General features: G+C 71.7%; 22 protein-coding genes and 1 tRNA gene. 15 read left to right on the plus strand and 8 right to left on the minus strand.

All coding sequences use genetic code 11. The features are described 5' to 3' along the window. Positions 1-108 precede the first annotated feature (108 nt). The gene (locus tag ABZW17_RS36755) at positions 109-477 is read left to right on the plus strand and encodes a hypothetical protein (RefSeq protein WP_354824390.1); all 369 of its coding nucleotides are present in this window, start codon (positions 109-111) and stop codon (positions 475-477) included. On the opposite strand, the gene ABZW17_RS36760 is transcribed toward ABZW17_RS36755, so the two are convergent. Continuing rightward, positions 472-1062 carry a nitroreductase family protein gene (locus ABZW17_RS36760; RefSeq protein WP_354824393.1) on the minus strand — a complete coding sequence of 197 codons (591 nt, stop codon included), beginning with the start codon at positions 1060-1062 and terminating at the stop codon, positions 472-474. The two genes, ABZW17_RS36755 and ABZW17_RS36760, sit on opposite strands and share 6 nt — an antisense overlap. 228 nt (positions 1063-1290) lie before the next feature. Here ABZW17_RS36760 and ABZW17_RS36765 point away from each other — a divergent pair, with 228 nt between their 5' ends. Together ABZW17_RS36765 and ABZW17_RS36770 are read left to right on the plus strand one after the other, a co-directional pair. Beyond that, positions 1291-2556, plus strand: coding sequence for an aspartate kinase (locus tag ABZW17_RS36765; protein ID WP_354824396.1), 1266 nt, complete (start codon positions 1291-1293; stop codon positions 2554-2556). Continuing rightward, complete coding sequence (locus ABZW17_RS36770; protein WP_354824398.1) at positions 2556-3596, plus strand: aspartate-semialdehyde dehydrogenase; 1041 nt, start codon at positions 2556-2558, stop codon at positions 3594-3596. Before ABZW17_RS36765 ends, ABZW17_RS36770 begins: the two co-directional genes overlap by 1 nt. A gap of 51 nt (positions 3597-3647) precedes the next feature. On the opposite strand, the gene ABZW17_RS36775 is transcribed toward ABZW17_RS36770, so the two are convergent. Continuing rightward, positions 3648-4748: a DUF4034 domain-containing protein gene (locus tag ABZW17_RS36775; protein ID WP_354824401.1), complete on the minus strand. Its 1101-nt coding sequence runs from the start codon at positions 4746-4748 to the stop codon at positions 3648-3650. Positions 4749-4757: 9 nt separating this feature from the next. Next, on the minus strand, positions 4758-6242 hold the full coding sequence (locus ABZW17_RS36780; RefSeq protein ID WP_354824404.1) for a M48 family metallopeptidase: 1485 nt from the start codon (positions 6240-6242) through the stop codon (positions 4758-4760). A gap of 163 nt (positions 6243-6405) precedes the next feature. On the opposite strand from ABZW17_RS36780, the gene ABZW17_RS36785 reads away from it, so the two are divergent. Both ABZW17_RS36785 and ABZW17_RS36790 read left to right on the plus strand, forming a co-directional pair. Then, positions 6406-7596, plus strand: coding sequence for an RtcB family protein (locus ABZW17_RS36785; protein ID WP_354824407.1), 1191 nt, complete (start codon positions 6406-6408; stop codon positions 7594-7596). A gap of 15 nt (positions 7597-7611) precedes the next feature. Beyond that, positions 7612-7989: a hypothetical protein gene (locus ABZW17_RS36790; protein ID WP_354824410.1), complete on the plus strand. Its 378-nt coding sequence runs from the start codon at positions 7612-7614 to the stop codon at positions 7987-7989. A 78-nt stretch (positions 7990-8067) separates the two neighbouring features. Here ABZW17_RS36790 and ABZW17_RS36795 read toward each other — a convergent pair whose 3' ends face one another. Further along, on the minus strand, positions 8068-9207 hold the full coding sequence (locus ABZW17_RS36795; protein ID WP_354824473.1) for an MFS transporter: 1140 nt from the start codon (positions 9205-9207) through the stop codon (positions 8068-8070). Between the two features lie 182 nt (positions 9208-9389). Between ABZW17_RS36795 and ABZW17_RS36800 the strand changes: the two genes are divergently transcribed. The 3 genes from ABZW17_RS36800 to ABZW17_RS36810 all read left to right on the plus strand — a co-directional run bounded on the left by ABZW17_RS36800 (position 9390) and on the right by ABZW17_RS36810 (position 12416). Further along, a complete protein-coding gene (locus ABZW17_RS36800) occupies positions 9390-10919 on the plus strand; it encodes a DHA2 family efflux MFS transporter permease subunit (RefSeq protein ID WP_354824413.1) in 1530 nt (509 codons plus the stop codon). Then, a complete protein-coding gene (locus ABZW17_RS36805) occupies positions 10900-11499 on the plus strand; it encodes a TetR family transcriptional regulator (RefSeq protein ID WP_354824416.1) in 600 nt (199 codons plus the stop codon). Before ABZW17_RS36800 ends, ABZW17_RS36805 begins: the two co-directional genes overlap by 20 nt. A gap of 386 nt (positions 11500-11885) precedes the next feature. Further along, the gene (locus ABZW17_RS36810) at positions 11886-12416 is read left to right on the plus strand and encodes a hypothetical protein (RefSeq protein WP_354824419.1); all 531 of its coding nucleotides are present in this window, start codon (positions 11886-11888) and stop codon (positions 12414-12416) included. An 85-nt stretch (positions 12417-12501) separates the two neighbouring features. Here ABZW17_RS36810 and ABZW17_RS36815 read toward each other — a convergent pair whose 3' ends face one another. Beyond that, positions 12502-13554: an alpha/beta hydrolase gene (locus tag ABZW17_RS36815; RefSeq protein ID WP_354824422.1), complete on the minus strand. Its 1053-nt coding sequence runs from the start codon at positions 13552-13554 to the stop codon at positions 12502-12504. A gap of 127 nt (positions 13555-13681) precedes the next feature. On the opposite strand from ABZW17_RS36815, the gene ABZW17_RS36820 reads away from it, so the two are divergent. From ABZW17_RS36820 to ABZW17_RS36845, 6 genes are all read left to right on the plus strand, one after another. Beyond that, positions 13682-14254: an NAD(P)H-dependent oxidoreductase gene (locus ABZW17_RS36820; protein WP_354824425.1), complete on the plus strand. Its 573-nt coding sequence runs from the start codon at positions 13682-13684 to the stop codon at positions 14252-14254. Positions 14255-14389: 135 nt separating this feature from the next. After that, positions 14390-14812, plus strand: coding sequence for an organic hydroperoxide resistance protein (locus tag ABZW17_RS36825; RefSeq protein ID WP_354824428.1), 423 nt, complete (start codon positions 14390-14392; stop codon positions 14810-14812). Between the two features lie 49 nt (positions 14813-14861). Then, positions 14862-15338: a DNA starvation/stationary phase protection protein gene (locus tag ABZW17_RS36830; protein WP_354824431.1), complete on the plus strand. Its 477-nt coding sequence runs from the start codon at positions 14862-14864 to the stop codon at positions 15336-15338. A gap of 74 nt (positions 15339-15412) precedes the next feature. Beyond that, positions 15413-16801: a glutamate decarboxylase gene (locus tag ABZW17_RS36835; protein ID WP_354824435.1), complete on the plus strand. Its 1389-nt coding sequence runs from the start codon at positions 15413-15415 to the stop codon at positions 16799-16801. Positions 16802-16848: 47 nt separating this feature from the next. After that, the gene (locus ABZW17_RS36840) at positions 16849-17475 is read left to right on the plus strand and encodes a TIGR03085 family metal-binding protein (protein ID WP_354824438.1); all 627 of its coding nucleotides are present in this window, start codon (positions 16849-16851) and stop codon (positions 17473-17475) included. 10 nt (positions 17476-17485) lie between these two features. Beyond that, positions 17486-17671, plus strand: a complete 186-nt coding sequence (locus tag ABZW17_RS36845) for a tautomerase family protein (protein WP_086840847.1) — start codon at positions 17486-17488, stop codon at positions 17669-17671. 36 nt (positions 17672-17707) lie between these two features. Here the strand turns inward: ABZW17_RS36845 and ABZW17_RS36850 are convergent, their stop codons facing one another. After that, positions 17708-19558, minus strand: coding sequence for a prolyl oligopeptidase family serine peptidase (locus ABZW17_RS36850; protein ID WP_354824441.1), 1851 nt, complete (start codon positions 19556-19558; stop codon positions 17708-17710). A gap of 39 nt (positions 19559-19597) precedes the next feature. On the opposite strand from ABZW17_RS36850, the gene ABZW17_RS36855 reads away from it, so the two are divergent. Next, positions 19598-20368 carry a methyltransferase domain-containing protein gene (locus tag ABZW17_RS36855; protein ID WP_354824443.1) on the plus strand — a complete coding sequence of 257 codons (771 nt, stop codon included), beginning with the start codon at positions 19598-19600 and terminating at the stop codon, positions 20366-20368. A 41-nt stretch (positions 20369-20409) separates the two neighbouring features. On the opposite strand, the gene ABZW17_RS36860 is transcribed toward ABZW17_RS36855, so the two are convergent. Together ABZW17_RS36860 and ABZW17_RS36865 are read right to left on the minus strand one after the other, a co-directional pair. Further along, a tRNA-Pro gene (locus ABZW17_RS36860) sits at positions 20410-20483 on the minus strand. A gap of 28 nt (positions 20484-20511) precedes the next feature. Next, positions 20512-21492 carry a metallophosphoesterase gene (locus tag ABZW17_RS36865; RefSeq protein WP_354824446.1) on the minus strand — a complete coding sequence of 327 codons (981 nt, stop codon included), beginning with the start codon at positions 21490-21492 and terminating at the stop codon, positions 20512-20514. Positions 21493-21541: the final 49 nt, after the last annotated feature.

Consider the following 21541-nt stretch of genomic DNA (forward strand, 5'->3'; position numbering starts at 1 on the left):
CCATGCCCCCACCACCGCCCTCAACGGAGGCGCTGCGCGCCCGCTGTGTTTCCCCTAGATGGTTACCTGTGGGTAGCATTCGGCCGGGCACCGTGCGAAACTGCGGGCATGGGTGAGCACGCAGAGTCGTCGTCGGAGGAGACCCGCGTCTCCCGCCGCGCGGCCGTCGACTGGCGCCAGACCGGGGGCAAGGCGGCCTCGGTGGTGGCGTCGATCGTCCGCTGGGTCGGCCTGGTCTTCGCGGCCTTCCTGGTGATCCACGTGATCTTCACGGTCGGCTCGGCCAACCCGGACAACGGCATCGTCTCGTTCGTGAAGTCCTGGGCGGACAGCTTGGCCCTGGGCTTCAGCGACCTGTTCACGCCGAGTGACGCAAAGCTGCGCGTACTGGTGAACTACGGCATCGCGGCGATCTTCTGGCTCGTGGTGTCGGGGATCCTGGCCAAGGTCATCCGCCGCGTCGGCGGGGCGTCATAGCGCCGGCTTGCCCCACTCGTCGGTGAACGCGAACTCCTCCAGCGGCAGCCGGACCCGCTCGGCCCGCTCGCGCTCGATCCGCCAGTCCTCCTCCAGCACCTCCGGCGCCGCCACCGATCCCACCGCGATCGCCACCTTCGGCACGGCGTCCTCCGGAAGGGCGAACGCGGCCCGCACCGCGTCCGGCGAGAACCCCGCCATCTGGTGCGCGATCAACCCCAGCTCCACCGCCTGCAGCACCAGGTTCTCCGACGCCAGCCCCAGCCCGTACTCGGCGTAGGGCACCTCCCCCTTCGCGTTCGTCGTCACCATCACGCCGATCAGCAGCAGGCTCGCCCGGTGCGCCCACGCCTGGTTGCCCGAGTTCAACGTCGAAAGGATCGCGTCGAACGCTCGCGTGCCGCGGACGCCCACCAGGTAGCGGGCCGGCTGGGTGTTGCCGAACGACGGGGCCCAGCGGGCCGCCTCGAGCAGGGCGCGCACCTGGTCCGGGGTGACCGAGGCGGCGGAGTCGTACGCCCGGGGGCTCCACCGTTCCGCCATCAGGGTTGCGATCGGGACGCTCGTCACAGCTGGTTTCCGCACGCCGCCGAGACTACCCACGAGTGCTGTGCATCACTCGGGAGGAAGGGCTCCGCGCATTCCGTTGGCATCGCGGAAGATTTACTTCCCGGACACCCGCGGGCGGGGTGCGCCCCACGTCAAGAGGGTGGCGGGCCGCCCGGGCCCCGGTAGGCTCCGGGGCAAATCATGGGACGCGGGGGCTCTCCGGTGCCCACCAGGGAGCCGCCCGGCCCGCGAGGAGGTTCGGGCGTGGCCCTCGTGGTCCAGAAGTACGGCGGATCGTCGCTGGAAAGTGCCGACCGGATCAAGCGCGTGGCGGAACGGATCGTCGCGACGAAGAAGGCGGGCAACGACGTCGTCGTCGTCTGCTCGGCGATGGGTGACACCACCGACGAGCTGCTCGACCTGGCGCAGCAGGTCAACCCGGCGCCGCCGGAGCGGGAAATGGACATGCTGCTCACCGCGGGTGAGCGGATCTCGAACTCGCTGGTCGCGATGGCCATCGCGTCGCTGGGCGCCGAGGCGTGGTCGTTCACCGGCTCGCAGGCCGGGGTCGTGACGACGTCCGTGCACGGCAACGCGCGGATCATCGACGTCACCCCGAGCCGGGTCACCGAGGCCCTCGAGCAGGGGTACATCGCGCTCGTCGCGGGCTTCCAGGGCGTCGCGCAGGACACCAAGGACATCACCACGCTGGGCCGCGGCGGCTCGGACACCACCGCCGTCGCGCTCGCCGCCGCGCTGAACGCCGACGTCTGCGAGATCTACTCCGATGTGGACGGTGTGTACACGGCCGACCCGCGGGTGGTGCCGGACGCGCGCAAGCTCGACACCGTCACGTACGAGGAAATGCTCGAGCTGGCCGCGAGCGGGTCGAAGATCCTGCACCTGCGGTCGGTCGAGTACGCGCGCCGCTACGGCGTCCCGATCCGAGTCCGTTCTTCCTACAGTGACAAGCCGGGCACGACGGTGACCGGTTCTATCGAGGAGATCCCCGTGGAACAAGCCCTGATCACCGGTGTGGCGCACGACCGCTCCGAAGCCAAGATCACGGTGACCGGGGTGCCGGACCACACCGGTGCCGCGGCCCGGATCTTCCGCGTGATCGCCGACGCCGAGATCGACATCGACATGGTGCTGCAGAACGTGTCCAGCACCGTCTCCGGCCGCACGGACATCACCTTCACGCTGTCGAAGGCCAACGGCGCCAAGGCCGTCAAGGAGCTGGAGAAGGTCAAGGCGGAGATCGGCTTCGAGTCGGTCCTCTACGACGACCACGTCGGCAAGGTGTCGCTCGTCGGCGCCGGGATGCGCTCGCACCCGGGTGTCACGGCGACGTTCTGCGAGGCGCTCGCCCAGGCCGGCGTCAACATCGAAATCATCAACACCTCGGAGATCCGCATCTCGGTGCTGATCCGGGACGCGCAGCTCGACGAGGGCGTGCGCGCGATCCACGAGGCGTTCGAACTCGGCGGCGACGAAGAAGCCGTCGTCTACGCGGGGAGTGGTCGCTGATGGCGGACGGGCTGCGGGTCGGGGTGGTCGGCGCGACCGGCCAGGTCGGCGCGGTGATGCGCAAGCTGCTGGCGGAGCGGGAGTTCCCGGTCGCCGAGCTCCGGTACTTCGCCTCGGCGCGCTCGGCCGGGTCGAAGCTTCCCTGGCGGGACACCGAAATCACCATCGAAGACGCGGCAGAAGCGGATCCGTCCGGTTTGGACATCGCGCTGTTCTCCGCGGGCGGAGCGACGTCCAAGGCGCAGGGGCCGCGGTTCGCCGCCGCGGGCGTCACGGTGATCGACAACTCCTCGGCGTTCCGGATGGACCCGGACGTGCCGCTGGTCGTCAGCGAGGTCAACCCGCAGGCGATCAAGGAAGCGCGCAAGGGGATCATCGCGAACCCCAACTGCACCACCATGGCCGCGATGCCGGTGCTGAAGCCGCTGCACGACGAAGCCGGGCTGGTCCGGCTGGTCGCCTCGACGTACCAGGCGGTGTCCGGCAGCGGGCTGGCCGGCGTCGACGAGCTGGCGGGCCAGGTGAAGGCGGCCGCCGAACACGCGGCGCTGCTGACCCACGACGGCGCGGCGATCGAGTTCCCGAAGCCGGAGAAGTACGTCCGCCCGATCGCGTTCAACGTCCTCCCGATGGCCGGGTCCATTGTGGACGACGGCGACTTCGAGACGGACGAGGAGAAGAAGTTCCGCAACGAGAGCCGCAAGATCCTGAGCATCCCGGGCCTCGGTGTCTCGTGCACCTGCGTGCGCGTCCCGGTGTTCTCGGGGCACTCGATCTCGGTGAACGCGGAGTTCGAGCGGCCCCTGACCGTCGAGCGCGCGACGGAGCTGCTGACGCACGCGCCGGGCGTCGAGCTGTCGGAGGTCCCGACCCCGCTGCAGGCGGCGGGCAACGACCCGAGCTACGTCGGCCGGATCCGCGTCGACCAGGGCGTCGAGGGCGGCCGTGGGCTGGCGCTGTTCATCTCGAACGACAACCTGCGCAAGGGCGCGGCGCTCAACGCCGTGCAGATCGCCGAGCTGGTGGCCCAGCAGCTCTGACGACCACGCCGAAGGCCCCTCACCGAGCGCGGTGAGGGGCCTTCGCGCGTCTCACGGCCGGGTGGTCGCGCCGTGGCAGGCGAGGTAGCTCGTCTTGACGAATTCGTGGACCGGCTTGCCGCCGTAGGCCCAGACCAGCGCGTCGGCGTGCGGGCCGAGGACCTTGAACTGCTCGACGGCCTCGTCGCAGCGGCCGTTCACCACCAGCGCCTTGGCCGCGTAGGCGCGGTCGCGCCGGTTCGCCGGGTGATCCCGGCCCTCGCCGGCCAGCCAGGGCACGACGACGTCCAGCGCGCGCCGCGTCCGGTCGCTCTGCCACGCCTCGACGCCCTTGGCCTCCGCCTCGTGCGCGGCGACGAGAGCCAGGCCCGCGAGCTTCGGCGCCTTCGCCGCGGCTTCGTCGGCGAAGGCGAACATCTGCTCGTGCGAGCCGAACCACTTGGCGCACCAGTACTGCAACGCCTGGTCGTGGGCGGCCCGGTGGAGCGGGTCACGCGCCACGAGCTCCGCCCAGACCGCGCGGAAGGCGTCGTTGTCGTACTGCCTGCCACGGGCGACCATGAGCATGGTGCACCACGGCGTCGGGTCCTCCGGCGCGGCTTCGGTCGCGGCCCGGGCCGCCGCTTCGGCGTCTTCGAGCACCCGGAAGAACCCCGCCCACTGGTCCTGGGCGACGTGCTCGGGGGTCGCACTCGAGCGGATCTGCCAGGCCAGCGCGACCAGGCCCTGCGCGTTGACGACGGCCGCGTCCGTGCTCCCGGACGCCAGCCACTCCTTCAGGGGAGCGTCGTCGTCCGCGGCCGCGTCGCCGAGCTGCTGGACGGCGAAGGTGCGGCGGTCCCGGTCGGTGCCCAGCTCGGCCAGCAACGCAGCCGCCGGTTGCCAGTCGCCGGCGCGGTAGGCCGTGACGGCCTCGGCGACGCGGGCGTCGGCGATGAACGGCGCCGCCGACACCTCCTTGCCCGCCGGCAGACCCCACCGGGTCACGTCCAGGAGCTCGGACTTCGGCTTGTCGTCCTGGGGGACGAACTGCGCGAGCTCGTCCTGGGAGAGCGTCTTCGCGTACTCCTCGACGGTCATCCCGCGGGCCTTGGCCGCCTTGACGAGTGCGACGGCGGCCTTGCGGCGCTTCGAATTGAACAACGACAGCATGGTTTCTCCTCAGAAACTGATGGGCAGCACGCCGGTGGCGGCCAGCAGGCGGCGCAGCGGCGCCGTGTCGGGATCGGCCGCCGCCGCGGCGTCGAGGGCGGCGGTCAGCTCGCGGCCATGGGGTTCTTCGACGACGAACTCGGGCGGCCCGGACCAGGACAGCTTCCAGTGCGCCACCTCGGCTTCCGCGAGGTACGACTGGACCACGGTGGACAGCCGTTCGCGGACCGAGGTGGCGGCGAACTCGCGCTGCGCCCGCGGCCCGGCCGACGCCGGCGGCTTGCGTTCCGGGTCGGCCAGTTCGGCGGCGCGGCCGGCGTCGATGCGGTCGAGGGCCTGCGCGATCGTCCCGCCCGGGCCCAGGATCACCCGGGCCTCGCGGGTGACGGTGTGCCGGACGCCGAGGTCGACCAGCCGGTTCCAGTCCGTGCGCCGCTTGAGCTTCGCCTTGTCGGAGAAGTCGGAGGTCATGGCCGCCTCCAGCGTCGTGGCGGCGTCGCGGAGGATTTCGCTCGCCGGGTGGTCGCCACCGGGGCGGCCCGGCACCTCCGGCAGCGCCTCGAGGGCCGCGATCCGGTCCGGCGTCGGCGGGTGCGTGGCGTAGCGGGAGTCCTCCTTGGCCGGCGGGTGCTGCCGGAGCCGGCCGAACTCCTCGGCGCGGGACGCGTCGGCGAGCAGGTCCGCGAAGCCGCCGGCCAGCCGGTCCGGCAGGTAGCCGGCGTCCCAGCCGATGGCGACGTAGCGGTCGAAGTAGAAGTCCCAGGCGACGTCGAGGACTTCGACCTCGCGCAACGCGCCGGTCATCGCCGCGGTGCCGGCGACGCGGGCCGCGGCGGCGTCGGCGGCGAGCTCCTGACGGCGGCAGACCGCGGCGGAGACGGCGAAGTAGAGCTTCGCGTAGAGCACGAACAACCTGCGGACCAGGCCTTCGAACCAGCCGTCGCCACCCAGGCCGACCAGGGCGCGCTCGATCGACCGGCGGCCGCGGTAGGTCAGCGCGGCCAGCCGGGTGTCGCGGTTGCTGTAGTGCCCGAGCTCGTGGCCGAGCAGGGCGCACAACTGGTCGTGCCGCAGCCCGGCGAGCAGCTGCGCGCCGATGAACATCTCGCGCCGGAACACCCGCAGGCCGAGCCAGCCGGTGCGCTCGCGCACGCCGGCGTTGACCTCGCTGACCAGCGTGATCGTGTCCGGCGGCCGGGTGCCGACCGCGGTGGCCAGCTCCTCGACGAGCGCCCACAGCGCGGGCTCGTCCGCGCGCGTCACCGGCACGCCGGGCACGGCGTCCCCGCGCGTCCGCTCGATCGCGAACAGGGCCTTGAGCAGGGCGTATGACACCGGCACCGCGACGATGGCGAGCTTGATCGCCAGGATGCCGGAGTGGTGCCGGAAGAAGTAGTACTCGGTCACGGCGAGCCCGCCGACGACCAGGAACACCAGGGCCGGGAACCCGGCCAGCAGGGCGGCCGCGACGAGCGCGCGCCACGATGTCTTCACAACGGATCGATCCTCCCCAAGCCGTCCCTCCCCGGACGGTCGGCCCATTCTGCCCCGGATGATCGTCAGCGCGGATTTCTTTTTGCTCACGAAGAAATGCCGTTGGTGTTCCGCTCGCCGCTGGGGGAACCTGTGCACCGCAAGCGAGTCAAGGGGAGGAACCATGTACACCGCTGTCGACGGCGCCCGCGTCCCGATCCGGATGTGGGCGGATCCCGCGTCGGTCGAAGACCAGGCCATGCGGCAGCTGCAGAACGTCGCGAACCTGCCGTGGGTGCACGGCGTCGCCGTGATGCCCGACGTGCACTACGGCAAGGGCGCGACCGTCGGCAGCGTCATCGCCATGCGCGACGCCGTCTCGCCCGCCGCGGTCGGCGTGGACATCGGCTGCGGGATGAGCGCGGTCCGGACGTCGCTCACCGCCGCCGAGCTGCCCGACGACCTCGGGAAGCTGCGCCGGCGCATCGAGAGCGCCGTGCCGGTCGGCTTCGGGCTGCACAAGACGCCGGTGAACCCGGCCAAGGTGCACGGCGTCGGCGGCTGGGACGCGTTCTGGAAGCGGTTCGCCGAGCTGCACACCGGCGTCCAGGAGCTGCACGACCGGGCCGCGCGGCAGATCGGCAGCCTCGGCGGCGGCAACCACTTCATCGAGGTCTGCCTCGAGCAGGGCGGTGCCGACGAGGGCCGGGTCTGGCTGATGCTGCACTCGGGTTCGCGCAACATCGGCAAGGAGCTGGCGGAGCGGCACATGGCGGTCGCGCGCAAGCTGCCGCACAACGCCGACCTGCCGGACCCCGACCTCGCGGTGTTCGTCGCCGGCACGCCGGAGATGCAGGCGTACCGGCGCGACCTGTTCTGGGCGCAGGACTACGCGGCGCGCAACCGCGCCACGATGGTCGCGCTGGTGAAGCTGGCGCTCGCGGACGTCGTGCCCGGCACGACCTTCGACGACGCGATCTCGTGCCACCACAACTACGTCGCCGAGGAGACCTACGACGGCGTCGAGCTGCTCGTCACCCGGAAGGGGGCGATCCGCGCCGGATCGGGTGACCTCGGGATCATCCCGGGCAGCATGGGGACCGGTTCGTACATCGTCCGCGGGCTGGGCAACGACTCGTCGTTCCAGTCGGCGTCGCACGGCGCCGGCCGCCGGATGTCGCGGAACAAGGCCAAGAAGCTGTTCACCGCCGACGACCTCGCGGCGCAGACGGCCGGGGTCGAGTGCCGCAAGGACTCGGGCGTGGTCGACGAGATCCCGGCGGCGTACAAGGACATCGAAACGGTGATCCGCGCGCAGACGGACCTGGTCGAGGTCGTGGCGCACCTCAAGCAGGTGGTCTGCGTCAAGGGCTGACGGTACCTTGGCGCCATGACGAGGGGTGGGATCACCGCTGCGCTGCTGGCCTCGGCCGCACTGCTGAGCGGGTGCGCCGAGGTCGGCAACGCGGTCGACCAGGGGAGCCGGACGGCGGACAAGGTGAGCGCGTGCACCGAGGCACTCGGGCTCGCGGACCTGAACCCGCTGGTCGACCCGGCCAAGCTCAAGGAGCGCGCCGCCGACAAGGAGCGGCGGCTGCGCGAGCTGGCCGGGAACGTCCAGGACCAGGACGTGAAGAACGCGCTGCTCGGCATGGCCGGCTCGTACGTCGAGGTGCAGAAGGAACGCATCGAAGACGCCGGCGTGGTGGCCGGGTGGGTGCAGCGCAACGTCAAGAAGCTCGACGCCCTCCGCGCCGCCTGCGGCTGACCACCCTGCCGCACCCGTCGTGAGTGGTAAGGCGCGTTAGAACCCGTCTTACCACTCACGACCGCGGCGGCAGGGGGGTCAGGTGCGGCTTTCGGCCAGGGCCGGTTCCGGGGTGGGTGCCGGGGATCGGCGCCAGAGCAGGCCGGCCGCGGCGATGACCAGGCCGCCGAGGCCGGCCGCCGCGAAGCCCCACTCCGGGGTCGAGTGGTCGATGGCGAAGCCGACCACCGGGCCGCCCATCGCCAGGCCGAGGCGGGTGAACGCGTCCTGCAGGCCCATCGCCTCGCCGCGGACCTGCGGCGGGGCGACCCGGCTGACCGTCTCGGTCGTCGCCGCCAGCGTCGGCGCGCACATCAGGTTCGTCGGGATCAGCACCAGCATCAGCAGCCACCACGGGTGGTCGGCCAGGCCGACCGGGATCACCAGCAGCGCGAGCAGCAGCATCAGCACGCCCTGCGGCAGCGACCGCTTCACCGCGCCGTGCACCACGCCGCCGACGATCGACGCCACGCACATCACCGCGATGACCAGCCCGGTCACGCCGAGCTCGCCGTTCGCGCGCAGGGCCGCCAGCGTCGCCAGTTCCGTGCCGACCAGCACGAACAACGTGCCGCCCGCGATCAGCAGCGTCGCCACGAGCCGGCCGGTGAGCCAGCTCCGCAGCGGCGGCCGGACGCCCGGTTCGGCCGCTTCGGCGGCGCCCTCGCGGATCGGCGGGTCGACCAGCCAGATCAGGAACGCCGTGCCGCCGAACAGCAGGCCGAGGCCGGTGAGCGTCCACGTCGGGGAGAAGGCCGTGATGGCCGCGATGCCCGCCGCCGGGCCGATCATGAACGTCGCTTCGATCGAGATCGTGTCCAGCGAGTAGGCCGCGCGGCGCTCCTCGGCCGGCACGAGCGTGGCCAGGACCTGCCGGGCCAGCGAGCCCGCCGGCACCGAAAGCAGGCCCGCCGGGAGCGCGACGACGGCGAGCGCCGCGAACGGCAGGTGCGGCGCGGCGATCCAGAACACCGTCGTGCCGATGCCGCAGACGGCGACGACCGGGCGCAGCCCGTACCGGTCGAAGCAGCGGCCCAGCAGCGGCGCGCCGAGCGCCATCCCGAGCGTGACGGCCCCGCCCACCAGGCCCGCGGCCCCGTAGCCGCGGCCGAGCCCGGTGACGATGTACAGCGTCATGAGCACGCCGTTCATGGTCATCGGGAGACGCGCCAGGAACATCAGGGCCATCGTCGAGGGGACGCGGGGGACGGAGAGCACCCGGCGGTAGGGCTGCAGCGGCACGCCTTCGATGAGAACCCAAGGTGGTACGCGCGTGCAACATGTTTCCGCGGCCGGGCCCTGGCGCTCGCCGATTTTGAGAGTTACTCTCACTTGGTAGTCACTATCAATTGGGGGTCGCTATGACGAAGACCTGTCCGCGCAGGTGGTGGGCGCTCGGTGCGCTCGCGGTGAGCCTGCTGACCATCGGCCTCGACCTGACCGTGCTCAACGTGGCCATGCCGACCCTGGCCGTCGACCTCGGCGCCACGACCACGCAGCTGCAGTGGTTCGGCAACGCCTACACGCTCGCGCTGGCCGCGTTGCTGCTGCCGGCCGGCCTGTTCGGCGACCGCTTCGGCCCGAAGAAACTGCTGCTCGGCGCGCTCGTCGTGTTCGGGCTGGCCTCGCTGTGGTGCGCCTACGCCGGTTCGCCGGGCGAGCTGATCGCCGCCCGGGTCCTGCTCGGCGTCGGCGCCGCGTTCCTCATCCCGCTCTCGCTCTCGCTGCTGAACATCCTGTTCCCGCCGGAGGAGCGGGCGAAGGCGCTGACGACGTGGGTCATGGCGATGTTCGTCGGCATCCCGCTCGGGCCGCTGCTCGGCGGCTGGCTGCTCGACCACTTCGCGTGGGGCTCGGTGTTCCTCATCAACGTCCCGCTGACGGCGGTCGGCGTGGTCGCGGTGTTGTTCCTGGTGCCGCTCACGCGGGGCGCCGGGCGCGGTTCGATCGACTTCGCCGGCATCGCGCTCTCGACGGCCGGCCTGGTCGCGCTCACCTACGGTTTCGTCCACGCCGGCGAACACGGCTGGGCCGACCCGGTGACGTACGGCCTGATCGCGCTCGGCGCCGCGCTGGTGGCGGTGTTCTGCTGGACGCAGCCGCGGGTGGCCGCGCCGCTGACCGACCTCGCGCTGTTCCGCGAGCCGCGGTTCGTCTGGGGCGCGGTGCTGGCCACGGTGGCGTCGTTCGCGCTGATGGGCCTGCTGTTCGTGCTGCCGCAGCTGTTCCAGGCGGTGCAGGGGGCCGACGCGCTGCAGACCGGCGTCCGGCTGCTGCCGCTGATCGGCGGGATGCTGGTCTCGGCGAAGCTCGCCGAACGGCTGGTCGCCGTCCTGGGCGTGCGGGTGGTCGTCGCGGCCGGGTTCGTGCTGCTCGCGGCCGGGCTGGCCTGGGGTTCGACGACGTCGGCGGCAGCCGGCTACGGCGCCACCGTGGGCTGGGAGATCGTCATCGGGCTCGGCACCGGCTCGACGCTGCCGCCGTTGATGACGATGGCGATGGGCGCGCTCACCGAGGGCCGCTCGGGCGCGGGTTCGGCGCTGATCCAGGCGTTGCGGCAGGTCGGCGGCACGATCGGCGTCGCGGTGCTGGGCACGGTGCTGAACAGCGGTTACCGCGGCGGCGTCGACGTCCGGGGCCTGCCCGCCCCGGTCGCCGACGCGGCGCGCGGCAGTGCGTCCGGCGCGGTCGCCGTGGCGGAGCAGCTCCACCTGCCGGCGCTGGCCGCCTCCGCGCGGGCCGCGTTCACCGGCGGCATGGCGGCGACGCTGTGGGTGTGCGCCGGCCTCGGCGTCGCCGGAGCGCTGCTCGCCGTGGTGTTCCTGCCCGGCCGGTCCGAGGCGGGAGCGGCGCAGCCGCGAGAATCGGAGCATGACGTCGTCGCCATCTGAGCCCACGGGGCTGCGGGAACGGAAGAAGGCCAGGACGCGCGCCGCGATCCAGCGGCACGCGTTGCGGCTGTTCCACGAGCAGGGCTACAGCGCGACGACGGTCGATCAGATCGCGGCCGCGGCGGAGATCTCGCCCAGCACCTTCTTCCGGTACTTCCCGACGAAGGAGGACACGGTGCTCTACGACCCGTTCGACCCGGTGCTCATCCAGGCGGCGCTCGCGCAGCCGGCCGAACTGAGCCCGATCGACGCGCTGCGGGCGACCATGGACTTCATCCGCGAGCAGATCCCCGCCGACGCGTGGGAGGACGAGCGGCAGCGCCAGCTGCTGGTCTTCCGCGAGCCCGAGCTGCGCAGCGCGGTGATGGACAAGTTCGCCGAGGGCATCGACCTGCTGGCGGGGTACGCCGCCCAGCGCACCGGCCGGCCCGCGGACGACTTCGAGGCCCGCAACTGGGCCGGCGCGGTGGTCGGCGTGGTGATGGCGGCGTTCGTGGGTGCGGCGGGGGATCCGGATGCCGACCCGTTGGTGGTCGTCGACCAGGCCGTCGCCCACCTGGAAGCGGGCCTGCCGCTGTGATCGGCCGCTGATTCCCGGAACCGGATTCGCATTTTGCTCCCACCCGGGGTAAATCGTGTGGGTGGCGAAACGGGTGCCCATCCGGAGCAGTCGGGACACGCGGTCCGACGGAGTGATGAAGGTGAACGATCACGGTTTACACTCGTGTGAGTGGCCAAGCGGTTCCATAGTGGACGCGCGCTACCAGCAGTGATGCTCGGAATCGGTCATGATGATCTCCAGGGGGACGGACAAGGTTCCGACGTTAATCAAATGCGGGCCAGTTCTCCTTCATCCGATCCGGCACGTAAGGGTGTTAAACATCCCGAACCGGTGATCGGGTGGCTTATCTCCGACACGGCGGGTATCGATTTACCCCGTCAGGTCTCCCGAGGCAGGAGGTAAGGATGAAAGGCAAGTTCGGGCGTTCCATCGCCCTGGTGGCCGCCGGAAGTCTGCTCGCGGTGGCAACGGCGGGCATCGCGTCGGCCAGCCCGGCCGGGGGCAAGGGTTCCTCCAGCACCCAGGCCCTCGCCGCGCAGGTGCTCCAGATGCGCGACGACCTCACCAAGGTGGCGTACGCGGCCAACGTCGGCGCCACGCGGACGGACCTCGGTCAGCTGAGCCCGGTGCTCGCGGACATCGCGGCCGGAAAGCGCTACACCGTCCAGACCGACACGCAGCAGCTGGCGGGTCTGGCCAAGGGCCGCGCCGACGAATCGATCCGGCTGCTGAACGACCCGACGGCGAAGGCCCGCCAGCTCCCGCCGTTGCCCGTGCCGATTCCCGCCCTCCCGGACCTGCCGGGCCCGCTGAAGATCGTCAGCGACCTGGTCAAGGCGCTGCTGGCCGCGGTCACCGGCATCCTGGGCGGCCTGCTCGGCGGCCTGCCCGTGCCGCCGCTGCCGCTACCGGTGCCACCACTGCCCGCTTCGTAGCCACCGCAGGAAACAGGGGGGCCCGGAGCCCGGCCGCGGACATTCCTCCGCGCCGGGCTCCGGGTCTTTTCCGGGGGCGTCGCTTTCAGTGCACTTTGGACAGTCCCTGCCGCAGGGCGCCCGCCGTCTCCGCCAGCGCCTCGCGGAACCGCGTGCCGACGCCCGTGAAGTTGATGAACCCGTGGATCAGGTCGTCGTGGCGCCGCAACGCCACGTCGACCCCGGCCTCGCGCAGCTTCTCCGCGTACGCCTCGCCTTCGTCGCGCAACGGGTCGAACCCCGCCGTGACGACCAGGGCCGGCGGCAACCCGCTCAGGTCCTGCGCGTGCAGCGGGGAAAGCCGCGGGTCGGTCAGGTCCGTGCCCGAAGGCACGTAGTGCCCCTCGAACCACTTCATGTGCACGTCGGTCAGGAACAGGTCCTCCGCGAACAGGTCCTGCGAGCGGTAGCGCCGCGCGAAGTCCGTCGCCGGGTAGATCAGCAGCTGGAACGCCGGGACCGGGCCGCCGCGGCGCACCGCCTGCTGGGCCGTCACGGCCGCCAGGTTGCCGCCCGCGCTGTCGCCGCCGACGGCGATGCGGGCCGGGTCGGCGCCCAGGTCGCTCGCCTTGGCCACCGCGTATTCGAAGGCGGCCAGCGCGTCCTCCGTCGCCGCCGGGAACGGGAACTCCGGGGCCAGCCGGTACTCGATCGACAGCACCCGGACCCCGGCGTGCTTGGCCAGGAACCGGACCGCGTTGTCGTGGCTCGACCGGGTGCCGATCACCCAGCCGCCGCCGTGGAAGAACACCAGCAGCGGCGACTTCTCGGGCAGCCCGACCGGCGTGTACAGCGTCGACGGCAGGTCGCCGTCGGGCGTCGGCACGGCGATCTCGCGCACCGAAACCGGCTCGATCGGGCGGCCGCTGACCAGGTGCCGTCCCGCGTCGAGCAGCGCGCGCGACTGCTCCACCGAGCCGCGCACCAGCTCGGCGCGGGCGATCTTCTGCAGCCGGAGCAGCAGCTGGGCGTCGAGGGCGAGGTCCTGGCCGTCGATGCGGACCGGGCGGCCCGCGACCGCCCGCCGCACCGGCGCGGGCAGCCAGAACGCGAGCTGGGACGCGGCCGCCTGGGCACGGACCGGGAGCGGGATCGCCATGGTTCCTCCATCAGCGTCGGGGCTGCCGGTGACGTTACTTGCCAGTAGGTAACAGGTCCAGCTGTGACCAGGACCTCGGTCCCAGAGTCTGGTCCTCCAGTTAAGTAGAGGGGTTAGCCTGGAAAACGTGACTTCAGCCAGGACGGTCAACGTGCTCGGAATCGGCGGCTCTCTGCGTGAGGGCTCCCAGTCCGAACGCGCGTTGCAGATCGCGCTCGACGGCGCCGCGGAAGCCGGCGTCCGGACCCGGCTGATCACCGGCCCGGAACTCGTGCTGCCCTTCTACGACGCCGGCGTCCCCGAGCGCGACGAGCGCGCGACCCGGCTCATCGAGGCGATCCGGGAGGCGGACGGGCTCATCGTCGTCTCGCCCGGCTACCACGGCGCGCTCTCCGGCCTGGTCAAGAACGCCCTGGACTACGTCGAAGACCTGCGCGAAGACCGCCGTCCGTACCTGGACGGCCGCGCGGTCGGCCTCGCCGCCGTCGCGTACGGCTGGCAGGCCGCGGTGACCACGCTCGAACAGCTCCGCACGATCACGCACGCGCTGCGCGGCTGGGCCACCCCGCTGGGCGGCTCGATCAACTCGGCCGAGACCAAGTTCGACGAAGGCGGCGGCGCCTCCGACGAGAAGAGCGTCCGCACCCTTCGCCTGATCGGGCGGCAGGTCGCCGAATTCGCCGTGATGCGCGCCGCATGACGTTTCGCCCGGCGCCCGCCGGGTAAGTCACCTGACGTGACGCCTGCCATGTGGGGGCACCGTTCCGCGGCTGCGGGATGTTGTGCCGAGTGAGACGCTCGCTGTGGAGCGTCCGCGACAGAAGGCAGGCTGAGCATGGGTCAGGCGATCTACACGGCGGTGGCGACGGCGCGCGGCGACGGGCGGAACGGCGAAGTGACGTCGTCCGACGGTGTGATCGACGAGTCGCTGGCCATCCCGAAGGAGATGGGCGGCCCCGGTGGGGACAAGACCAACCCCGAGCAGCTCTTCGCCGCGGGTTACTCGGCCTGCTTCCACAGCGCCCTGCAGCTGGTCGCCCGTCAGGCGAAGGTTTCGCTGAACGGCTCGACCGTTACCGCAGAGGTCAGCGTGCTCAAGCAGGAAGTCGGGTTCGGCCTCGGCGTCGCGCTGAACGTCTCGCTCCCCGGCCTGGACCAGGCCCAGGCCGACCAGCTGGTCGAGCAGGCCCACCAGGTGTGCCCCTACTCCAACGCGACCCGCGGCAACATCGAGGTCGCGCTGTCCGCCACCGTCTGACCCCGTTTCCGTTTCCGCTTCCGCACGAGTCCGAGGAAAGGATCACCAGATGAGCAAGTCTCCGATCAAGAGCCCGCTTTCCGAGGCCGACAAGGAGATCACCGGCAACGCCCTGCAGGCGACGCTGGTCGACCTGGTCGACCTGTCCCTCATCGCGAAGCAGGCGCACTGGAACGTCGTCGGTGCGAACTTCCGCAGCGCGCACCTGCAGCTCGACGAGCTCGTGAACACCGCGCGCCAGTACGTCGACGAGGTGGCCGAGCGCGCCAACGCCATCGGCGTCTCGCCGAACGGCAAGGCCAAGACGGTCGTCGAGAGCTCGGGCGCGCCCGACTACCCCGACAACTGGCAGTCGGTCGAGTCCACGGTCGCCGCGATCGTCGACATCCTCGCGACGCTGATCGAGCGGCTGCGGGCCCGGATCGACGACACCGACAAGAGCGACCTCGTCACGCAGGACCTGCTGATCGAGATCACCCGGGCGCTGGAAGAGGCGCACTGGATGTGGCAGGCGCAGCAGGCCTGATTTTTCCCCACGAAAGGGGTCGTTCCGGACGGAGCGGCCCCTTTCGCGCGCCCGGGTTCAGTACGTTCGGTGGCATGGTCTTGCATCAGGGGAAAGCCGACCGCCCGGACCGCACGGCCGGGACGAACCCGCTCTACGCCGGCGCGAACCCGGCCCTCGCGGCGGACTTCGTCATGCCGCACGACAAGCTGCGCGAAGATTCGCTGCCGCCGGACACGGCGCTGCAGCTGGTGCGCGACGAGCTGATGCTCGACGGCAACGCGCGGCTCAACCTCGCCACGTTCGTCACGACGTGGATGGAGCCGCAGGCGCGCGAGCTGATGGCCGAGTGCGTCGACAAGAACATGATCGACAAGGACGAGTACCCGCAGACGGCCGAGCTGGAGCGCCGCTGCGTGAACATCCTCGCCGACCTGTGGCACGCGCCCGACCTCGACGACATCATGGGCTGCTCGACGACGGGGTCGTCGGAGGCGTGCATGCTCGCCGGCATGGCCCTGAAGCGGCGCTGGTCGAAGCTGGGGCGCACGGGCAAGCCGAACCTGGTGATGGGCGCGAACGTCCAGGTGTGCTGGGAGAAGTTCTGCGAGTACTGGGAGGTCGAGCCCCGCCTGGTCCCGATGGACGGCGACCGCTTCCACCTCACCGCCGACGAGGCGGTGGCCCGCTGCGACGAGAACACGATCGGCGTGGTGGCGATCCTGGGCTCGACGTTCGACGGCAGCTACGAGCCGGTCGCGGAGATCACGGCGGCCCTGGACGAGCTGCAGTCCCGTTCCGGCTGGGACATCCCGGTGCACGTCGACGGCGCTTCGGGCGCGATGATCGCCCCGTTCCTCGACCCGGACCTGGAGTGGGACTTCCGCCTTCCGCGCGTGGCGTCGATCAACACGTCGGGCCACAAGTACGGCCTGGTGTACCCGGGTGTCGGCTGGGTGATCTGGCGCGACAAGGCGGCGTTGCCGTCGGAGCTGGTGTTCAACGTCAACTACCTGGGCGGCGACATGCCGACGTTCGCGTTGAACTTCTCCCGCCCGGGCGCGGAGGTCGCGGCCCAGTACTACACGTTCGTCCGCCTGGGGCGCTCCGGGTTCCAGGCGGTGCAGCAGGCTTCCCGCGACGTCGCCACGCACCTGTCGGCCGGGATCGAGTCGCTCGGGCCGTTCTCGTTGCTGACGCGCGGCGACCAGCTGCCGGTGTTCGCGTTCACGACGCTGCCGGACGCGGGCTTCGACGTCTTCGACGTGTCACGCCGCCTGCGCGAGCGCGGCTGGCTGGTACCGGCGTACACGTTCCCGGAGCACCGGACGGACCTGGCGGTGCTGCGGATCGTGGTCCGCAACGGGTTCACCCACGACCTGGCGGACCTGCTGCTGGCCGACCTGCGGCGGGTGCTGCCGGAGCTGGAGGAGCAGGGCGGCCGCCCGAAGGACCCGGCGAAGGCGACGGCGTTCCACCACTAGCTCACATCCCGTCGCCAGGGCGTCTACCGGCGGGTAACGTCGATCCCATGGGTGTCGCTGCTGACGAACGCCGGGCGCTGAGTGCGCTCTTCGAAGAACTCGGGCCCGATGCGCCGACGTTGTGCGAGGGCTGGACCACGCGGGATCTCGCCGCGCACCTCGTCGTGCGGGAGCACCGGGCGGATGCCGCTCCCGGGATCGTCGTGCCCGCGCTCGCCGGGTACACCAGGAAGGTGCAGGACCGGTACGCCGCGAAGCCGTGGGTGGAGCTCGTCGCGCAGGTGCGGACCGGGCCGTCGAAGTTCTGGCCGACCGCGATCGGGCCGCTCGACGAGCTCACCAACACCGCCGAGTTCCTCGTCCACCACGAGGACGTCCGGCGCGCGCAGGACGGCTGGGAGCCGCGGCCCGCGGACCCGGCCCGGGACGCCGCTGCCTGGCGCTCCGCGGCGCAGGCGGCGAAGCTGAACCTCCGCAAGTCGCCCGTCGGCGTGACGCTGCGCACCAAGGACGGCCGGGAGGCCTCGGTCAAGACCGGGCCCGATCCGGTGACCATCGTCGGCGAGCCGGTCGACCTGCTGCTGTTCGTCTTCGGGCGCGACGCCGTTCACCTGGACTTCGAGGGCGACGCGGCCGCCGTCGGCCGGCTGCAGGCGGTCAACCGGGGGCTCTAGGCTGCGCCCCATGCCGATGATCAGCGTTGCCATGTTCCCCGGCCGCACCCCGGCCCAGAAGAGCGCCTTGGTCCGCGAGCTGACCGACGCGTTCGTCCGCACCTGCGGCGGCAAGCCCGAGGGCGTCCAGGTCACGCTGGTCGAGATCGGCGCCGACCACTGGGCCAGCGGCGGCGTCCTGTACTCCGAACGCTGACCGCCGGGAGACCGGTCCGGTCTCCCGGCGCGTGCGTCAGCGCAGGCCGAGGGCCCGCAGCGCGAAGTGGACCTCGATCGCCGTCTGCTTGATCGTTTCGGCGATCACCAGCGAGCCGTGGCCCGCGTCGTACCGGTAGAACTCGTGGTGCAGCTCGCGGCGGCCGAGCCGGTCGAGGTAGTTCTCGATCTGGCGGATCGGGCAGCGCGGGTCGTTGTCGCCGGCCAGCACGAGCACCGGCGCCGTCACGGCGTCGACGTACGTGATCGGTGAGCACTCCCGGTACACCGCGGGCACGTCCTCCGGCGAGCCGCCGAAGATCCCGCGGTCGAACGAGCGCAGCTGCTCCATCTCGTCCTCGTACGCGGCGACGTAGTCCGCCACCGGCACCCCGGCGACACCCGCCGCCCAGCGCGCCGGCTGCGTGCCGAGCGCGAGCAGGGACAGGTAGCCGCCCCACGAAGCGCCGTTCACGACGCACTTCGCCGGGTCGCTGAGTCCACTTTGGACGGCCCAGTCGTGGACCGAGGCGACGTCCTCCAGCTCGGTGAGGCCGGGGCGGCCCTCGATGGCGTCGCGCCAGGCCGAGCCGTAGCCGGTCGAGCCGCGGTAGTTGACCTCGACCACGGCGAACCCGGCGTCGAGCCAGGTCGCGCGGTAGGCGGAGAAGCGGTCCTCGTCCGCCGCGTGCGGCCCGCCGTGCAGGGAGAACACCGTCGGCAGCGGCCCGTCCGGCGCACCCGAAGGCCGCGAGACCAGCGCGTGGATCCGGCCGCCGACGCCTTCGACGAACGCGTCGGTCACCGGCTCCGACCCCGGCGCCCGCTCGCCCGGCGGTTCGAGCAGGATCGAGTCGGTGCCGTCGGACGTCCGCGCGCGCACGGCCGTCGGCTCGGCGGCGCTGGACCACGAGTACTCGACCGTGCCGTCCGGACGGACGCCCGCGCCGCCGATCCGGCCGGCCGGAGTGTCCACAACGGACAGCTCGGCCGCGTCGAGGTCGTAGCGGTACAACGAACTGCGGCCCTCGTGGAAGTGGACGACCAGCAGGGCGCGCGCGTCCGGGTACCAGCCCGCGACGACCTCACCGGGCAGGTCCAGCTCGATTTCGGTCTCCGTGTCCGCCCGGACGTCCCAGACGAGCAGCTCTTCGCGGCCGCGGCGCTCGTGCACGACGAGCAGCCGCTGGTCGCCGGGCAGCGGCGAGAACTCCAGGGCGGAGAGGCCCTTGCCCTCGCCGTCCCACTTCTCGGCGACGGCTTCGAACCCTTCGGCCGCCAGCACCCGCAGCGCGGGGTGGCGCGAGTCGCCGTGCTCGGAGTGCGAGATCGCGATCAGGCTCTCGTCACGCGAGAGCGACGCGATACCGGCGTCGTCCGGGTGGCTGTAGAAGCGGTGCGTTTCGCCGTCGATCCGGGCGAACAGCTCGCTGCCGTCGTCGGTCGAGACGCCGACCGCGACGAGCTTCGCGCCGATCTCGAGCCCGGCCTGGTAGCCGTCGTGGACGTCCGGGACGGCCTTCTCCGGCTCGGTGCCCTCGGCCGCGGCGAACGGCTCGCGGACCCAGGAGCCGAACTCGTCGCCGTCGGTGTCGTCGAACCACCAGATCCACTCGCCGTCGGGAGACGGCGTGGCGTGCAGGGTGCCGTTGGGCCGATCGGTGACGCGGCGGTGCTCGTCCGTCGCGCGGTTCCAGGCGTAGACCTCCCAGACACCGCTGGCGTTCGAGGCGTAGACGTTGGCTTCCGGGGCGTCGCGGGCCCATTCGGGCGTGGAGATGCGCGGGGCGTGGAAGCGGGCGCGCCAGCGGGCTTCGGCTTCGGCGTCGTCGAACAGCCGGTCCGGGACCACCGCGGGCGGATATTGGTTGGCTGACTGCGTGCTCACCCCTCGATCCTGCCACCTTCTGGCCGTACTGTGTGCGGGGTGCTGGAGGGTTACGCGCCGGGCTACGGTGCAGACGCGGTGTCGATGATGTCCGCGCGCACGGCTGCCGAGCGCGCGACGTTCGCCCAGCCCCTGTTCCGGCCGGGGATGTGGGTGGTCGACCTCGGCTGCGGCCCGGGCTCGATCACGCTGGGGCTGGCCGCGGAATCCCGGGTGACCGGCGTCGACCGCGACGCGGGCCAGGTGGCGCTCGCCCGCGAGGCGGCCCGCCGCGCCGGGCGGTCCACAGTGGACTTCGTGGTCGGCTCGGCGTACGACCTGCCGTTCGCTTCCGGCTGCGTGGACGTGGCGTTTTCGCACGCGCTGTTCGAGCACCTCGCCCGCCCGGCGGACGCGCTGGCGGAACTGCGCCGGGTGCTCCGCCCCGGCGGGAAGCTGGCCTTGTCCACATCGGACTGGAGCAAGGCGCGCCTGCGGCCGAAGACGGCGAACGTCGACGCGGCGCTGAGGGGGCACTACCTCCTGCGCCGCCGCGCGGGCGGCGACCCGTTCGCGGGCCGGCACATCGCGGAGGAGTGCGTGCGGGCGGGCTTCACGGAGGTGGCTTCGCGGGCGAAGTACCGCGAGGACATGAGCTACCGCGACCTGGCGAAGTACGTGGAGTCGCGGTTGGACGGGGCGATCGCGGACCCGGCGTACGCGCGCGACCGCGACCAGCTGACGAGCGCGGCCCGCTCGGCCTGGATGTGGACGCGCGGTGGTGACGGGGATTTCAGCCAGTGCTGGGTCGAGGTGACGGCCACCCGCTGAAACCAGAAGAGCCGGTGTCCGAAGACACCGGCTCTTACTCGTCGGGGTGGCGGGATTCGAACCCACGACCTCCTCGACCCGAACGAGGCACGCTACCAAGCTGCGCCACACCCCGAGGTCTTGCTATCGGGTCGTGGAGAAGTCTAGCGGACGCTGTCTCGGGCTTTTCGGGGGGCCGACTTATGGGGGTCCGAAGCGCCCGATCCGCGCGGGACCAGCGTCAACAGGCTCGCCTCCGGGGGACAGGCGAACCGCGCCGGCGCCCACGGCGACGTCCCCAACCCGGCCGACACGTGCAGCCACATGTGCGCCCCCCAGCGCGAGGCGCCGCGCGCCCGGCTGCGATCCAGGTCACAGTTGGTGACGATGGCGCCGTAACCCGGGAGCCGGAGCTGGCCGCCGTGGGTGTGGCCCGCGAGGACCAGGTCGTAACCGTCCGTGGCGAACGTGTCCAGCACCCGCGGCTCCGGCGAGTGCGTCACACCCAGGCGGACGGCCGCGCCGCTGTCGGCCGGGCCCGCGATGTCGGCGTAGCGGTCGCGGCGCAGGTGCGGGTCGTCGACACCGGCCGCGAACACCCGCTGCCCGCCGACGTCGATCGTGCGGCGGACGTGCGTCAGGTCCGTCCAGCCGTGCTCGACGAACGCCGCGCGCAGGTCGCGCCACGGCAGCTGGACGCCGTGGATGCGCTTCTTCTTGCCCTGCGGCATCAGGTAGCGGGCCGGGTTCTTCGGCTTGGGCGCGTAGTAGTCGTTGCTGCCGAAGACGAACACCCCGGGCCGGTCGAGCAGCGGGCCCAGCGCCCGCAGCACCGACGGGACGGCCGTCCGGTGCGACAGGTTGTCGCCGGTGTTGACCACCAGGTCCGGGTTCAGCTCGTCGAGCGCGGCGACCCAGCGCTGCTTGCTGTGGTGACCGGGCAGCATGTGCAGGTCCGAGACGTGCAGGATGGTGAACGGCCGCGACCCCGGCGCCAGCACCGGCAGTTCGGCGGTGCGGAGGGTCCAGCGGCGCCGTTCGATGCCGACGGCGTAACCGAGGGTCGCGACGCCGAGCGCCACCGTCCCCGCGGCGAGGCGCGCGGCCGTCGCCCCCGACGTGCGTGTGTTACTGAGCGTGCTCACGAACTCCAGGATACGTGCTCAACAGTTGGATGACTTCACCGCCGTTTCG

The sequence above is a fragment of the Amycolatopsis sp. NPDC004625 genome (assembly GCF_040609695.1).
Lineage (GTDB): Bacteria > Actinomycetota > Actinomycetes > Mycobacteriales > Pseudonocardiaceae > Amycolatopsis.

Bases quoted from the DNA above. Each gene is read 5' to 3' on its own strand.
- ABZW17_RS36755 (WP_354824390.1), top strand. From the start codon at position 109: ATGGGTGAGCACGCAGAGTCGTCGTCGGAGGAGACCCGCGTCTCCCGC.
- ABZW17_RS36770 (WP_354824398.1), top strand. From the start codon at position 2,556: ATGGCGGACGGGCTGCGGGTCGGGGTGGTCGGCGCGACCGGCCAGGTC.
- ABZW17_RS36775 (WP_354824401.1), bottom strand. From the start codon at position 4,748: ATGCTGTCGTTGTTCAATTCGAAGCGCCGCAAGGCCGCCGTCGCACTC.
- ABZW17_RS36785 (WP_354824407.1), top strand. From the start codon at position 6,406: ATGTACACCGCTGTCGACGGCGCCCGCGTCCCGATCCGGATGTGGGCG.
- ABZW17_RS36790 (WP_354824410.1), top strand. From the start codon at position 7,612: ATGACGAGGGGTGGGATCACCGCTGCGCTGCTGGCCTCGGCCGCACTG.
- ABZW17_RS36795 (WP_354824473.1), bottom strand. From the start codon at position 9,207: ATGTTCCTGGCGCGTCTCCCGATGACCATGAACGGCGTGCTCATGACG.
- ABZW17_RS36800 (WP_354824413.1), top strand. From the start codon at position 9,390: ATGACGAAGACCTGTCCGCGCAGGTGGTGGGCGCTCGGTGCGCTCGCG.
- ABZW17_RS36805 (WP_354824416.1), top strand. From the start codon at position 10,900: ATGACGTCGTCGCCATCTGAGCCCACGGGGCTGCGGGAACGGAAGAAG.
- ABZW17_RS36810 (WP_354824419.1), top strand. From the start codon at position 11,886: ATGAAAGGCAAGTTCGGGCGTTCCATCGCCCTGGTGGCCGCCGGAAGT.
- ABZW17_RS36815 (WP_354824422.1), bottom strand. From the start codon at position 13,554: ATGGCGATCCCGCTCCCGGTCCGTGCCCAGGCGGCCGCGTCCCAGCTC.
- ABZW17_RS36825 (WP_354824428.1), top strand. From the start codon at position 14,390: ATGGGTCAGGCGATCTACACGGCGGTGGCGACGGCGCGCGGCGACGGG.
- ABZW17_RS36830 (WP_354824431.1), top strand. From the start codon at position 14,862: ATGAGCAAGTCTCCGATCAAGAGCCCGCTTTCCGAGGCCGACAAGGAG.
- ABZW17_RS36835 (WP_354824435.1), top strand. From the start codon at position 15,413: ATGGTCTTGCATCAGGGGAAAGCCGACCGCCCGGACCGCACGGCCGGG.
- ABZW17_RS36840 (WP_354824438.1), top strand. From the start codon at position 16,849: ATGGGTGTCGCTGCTGACGAACGCCGGGCGCTGAGTGCGCTCTTCGAA.
- ABZW17_RS36845 (WP_086840847.1), top strand. From the start codon at position 17,486: ATGCCGATGATCAGCGTTGCCATGTTCCCCGGCCGCACCCCGGCCCAG.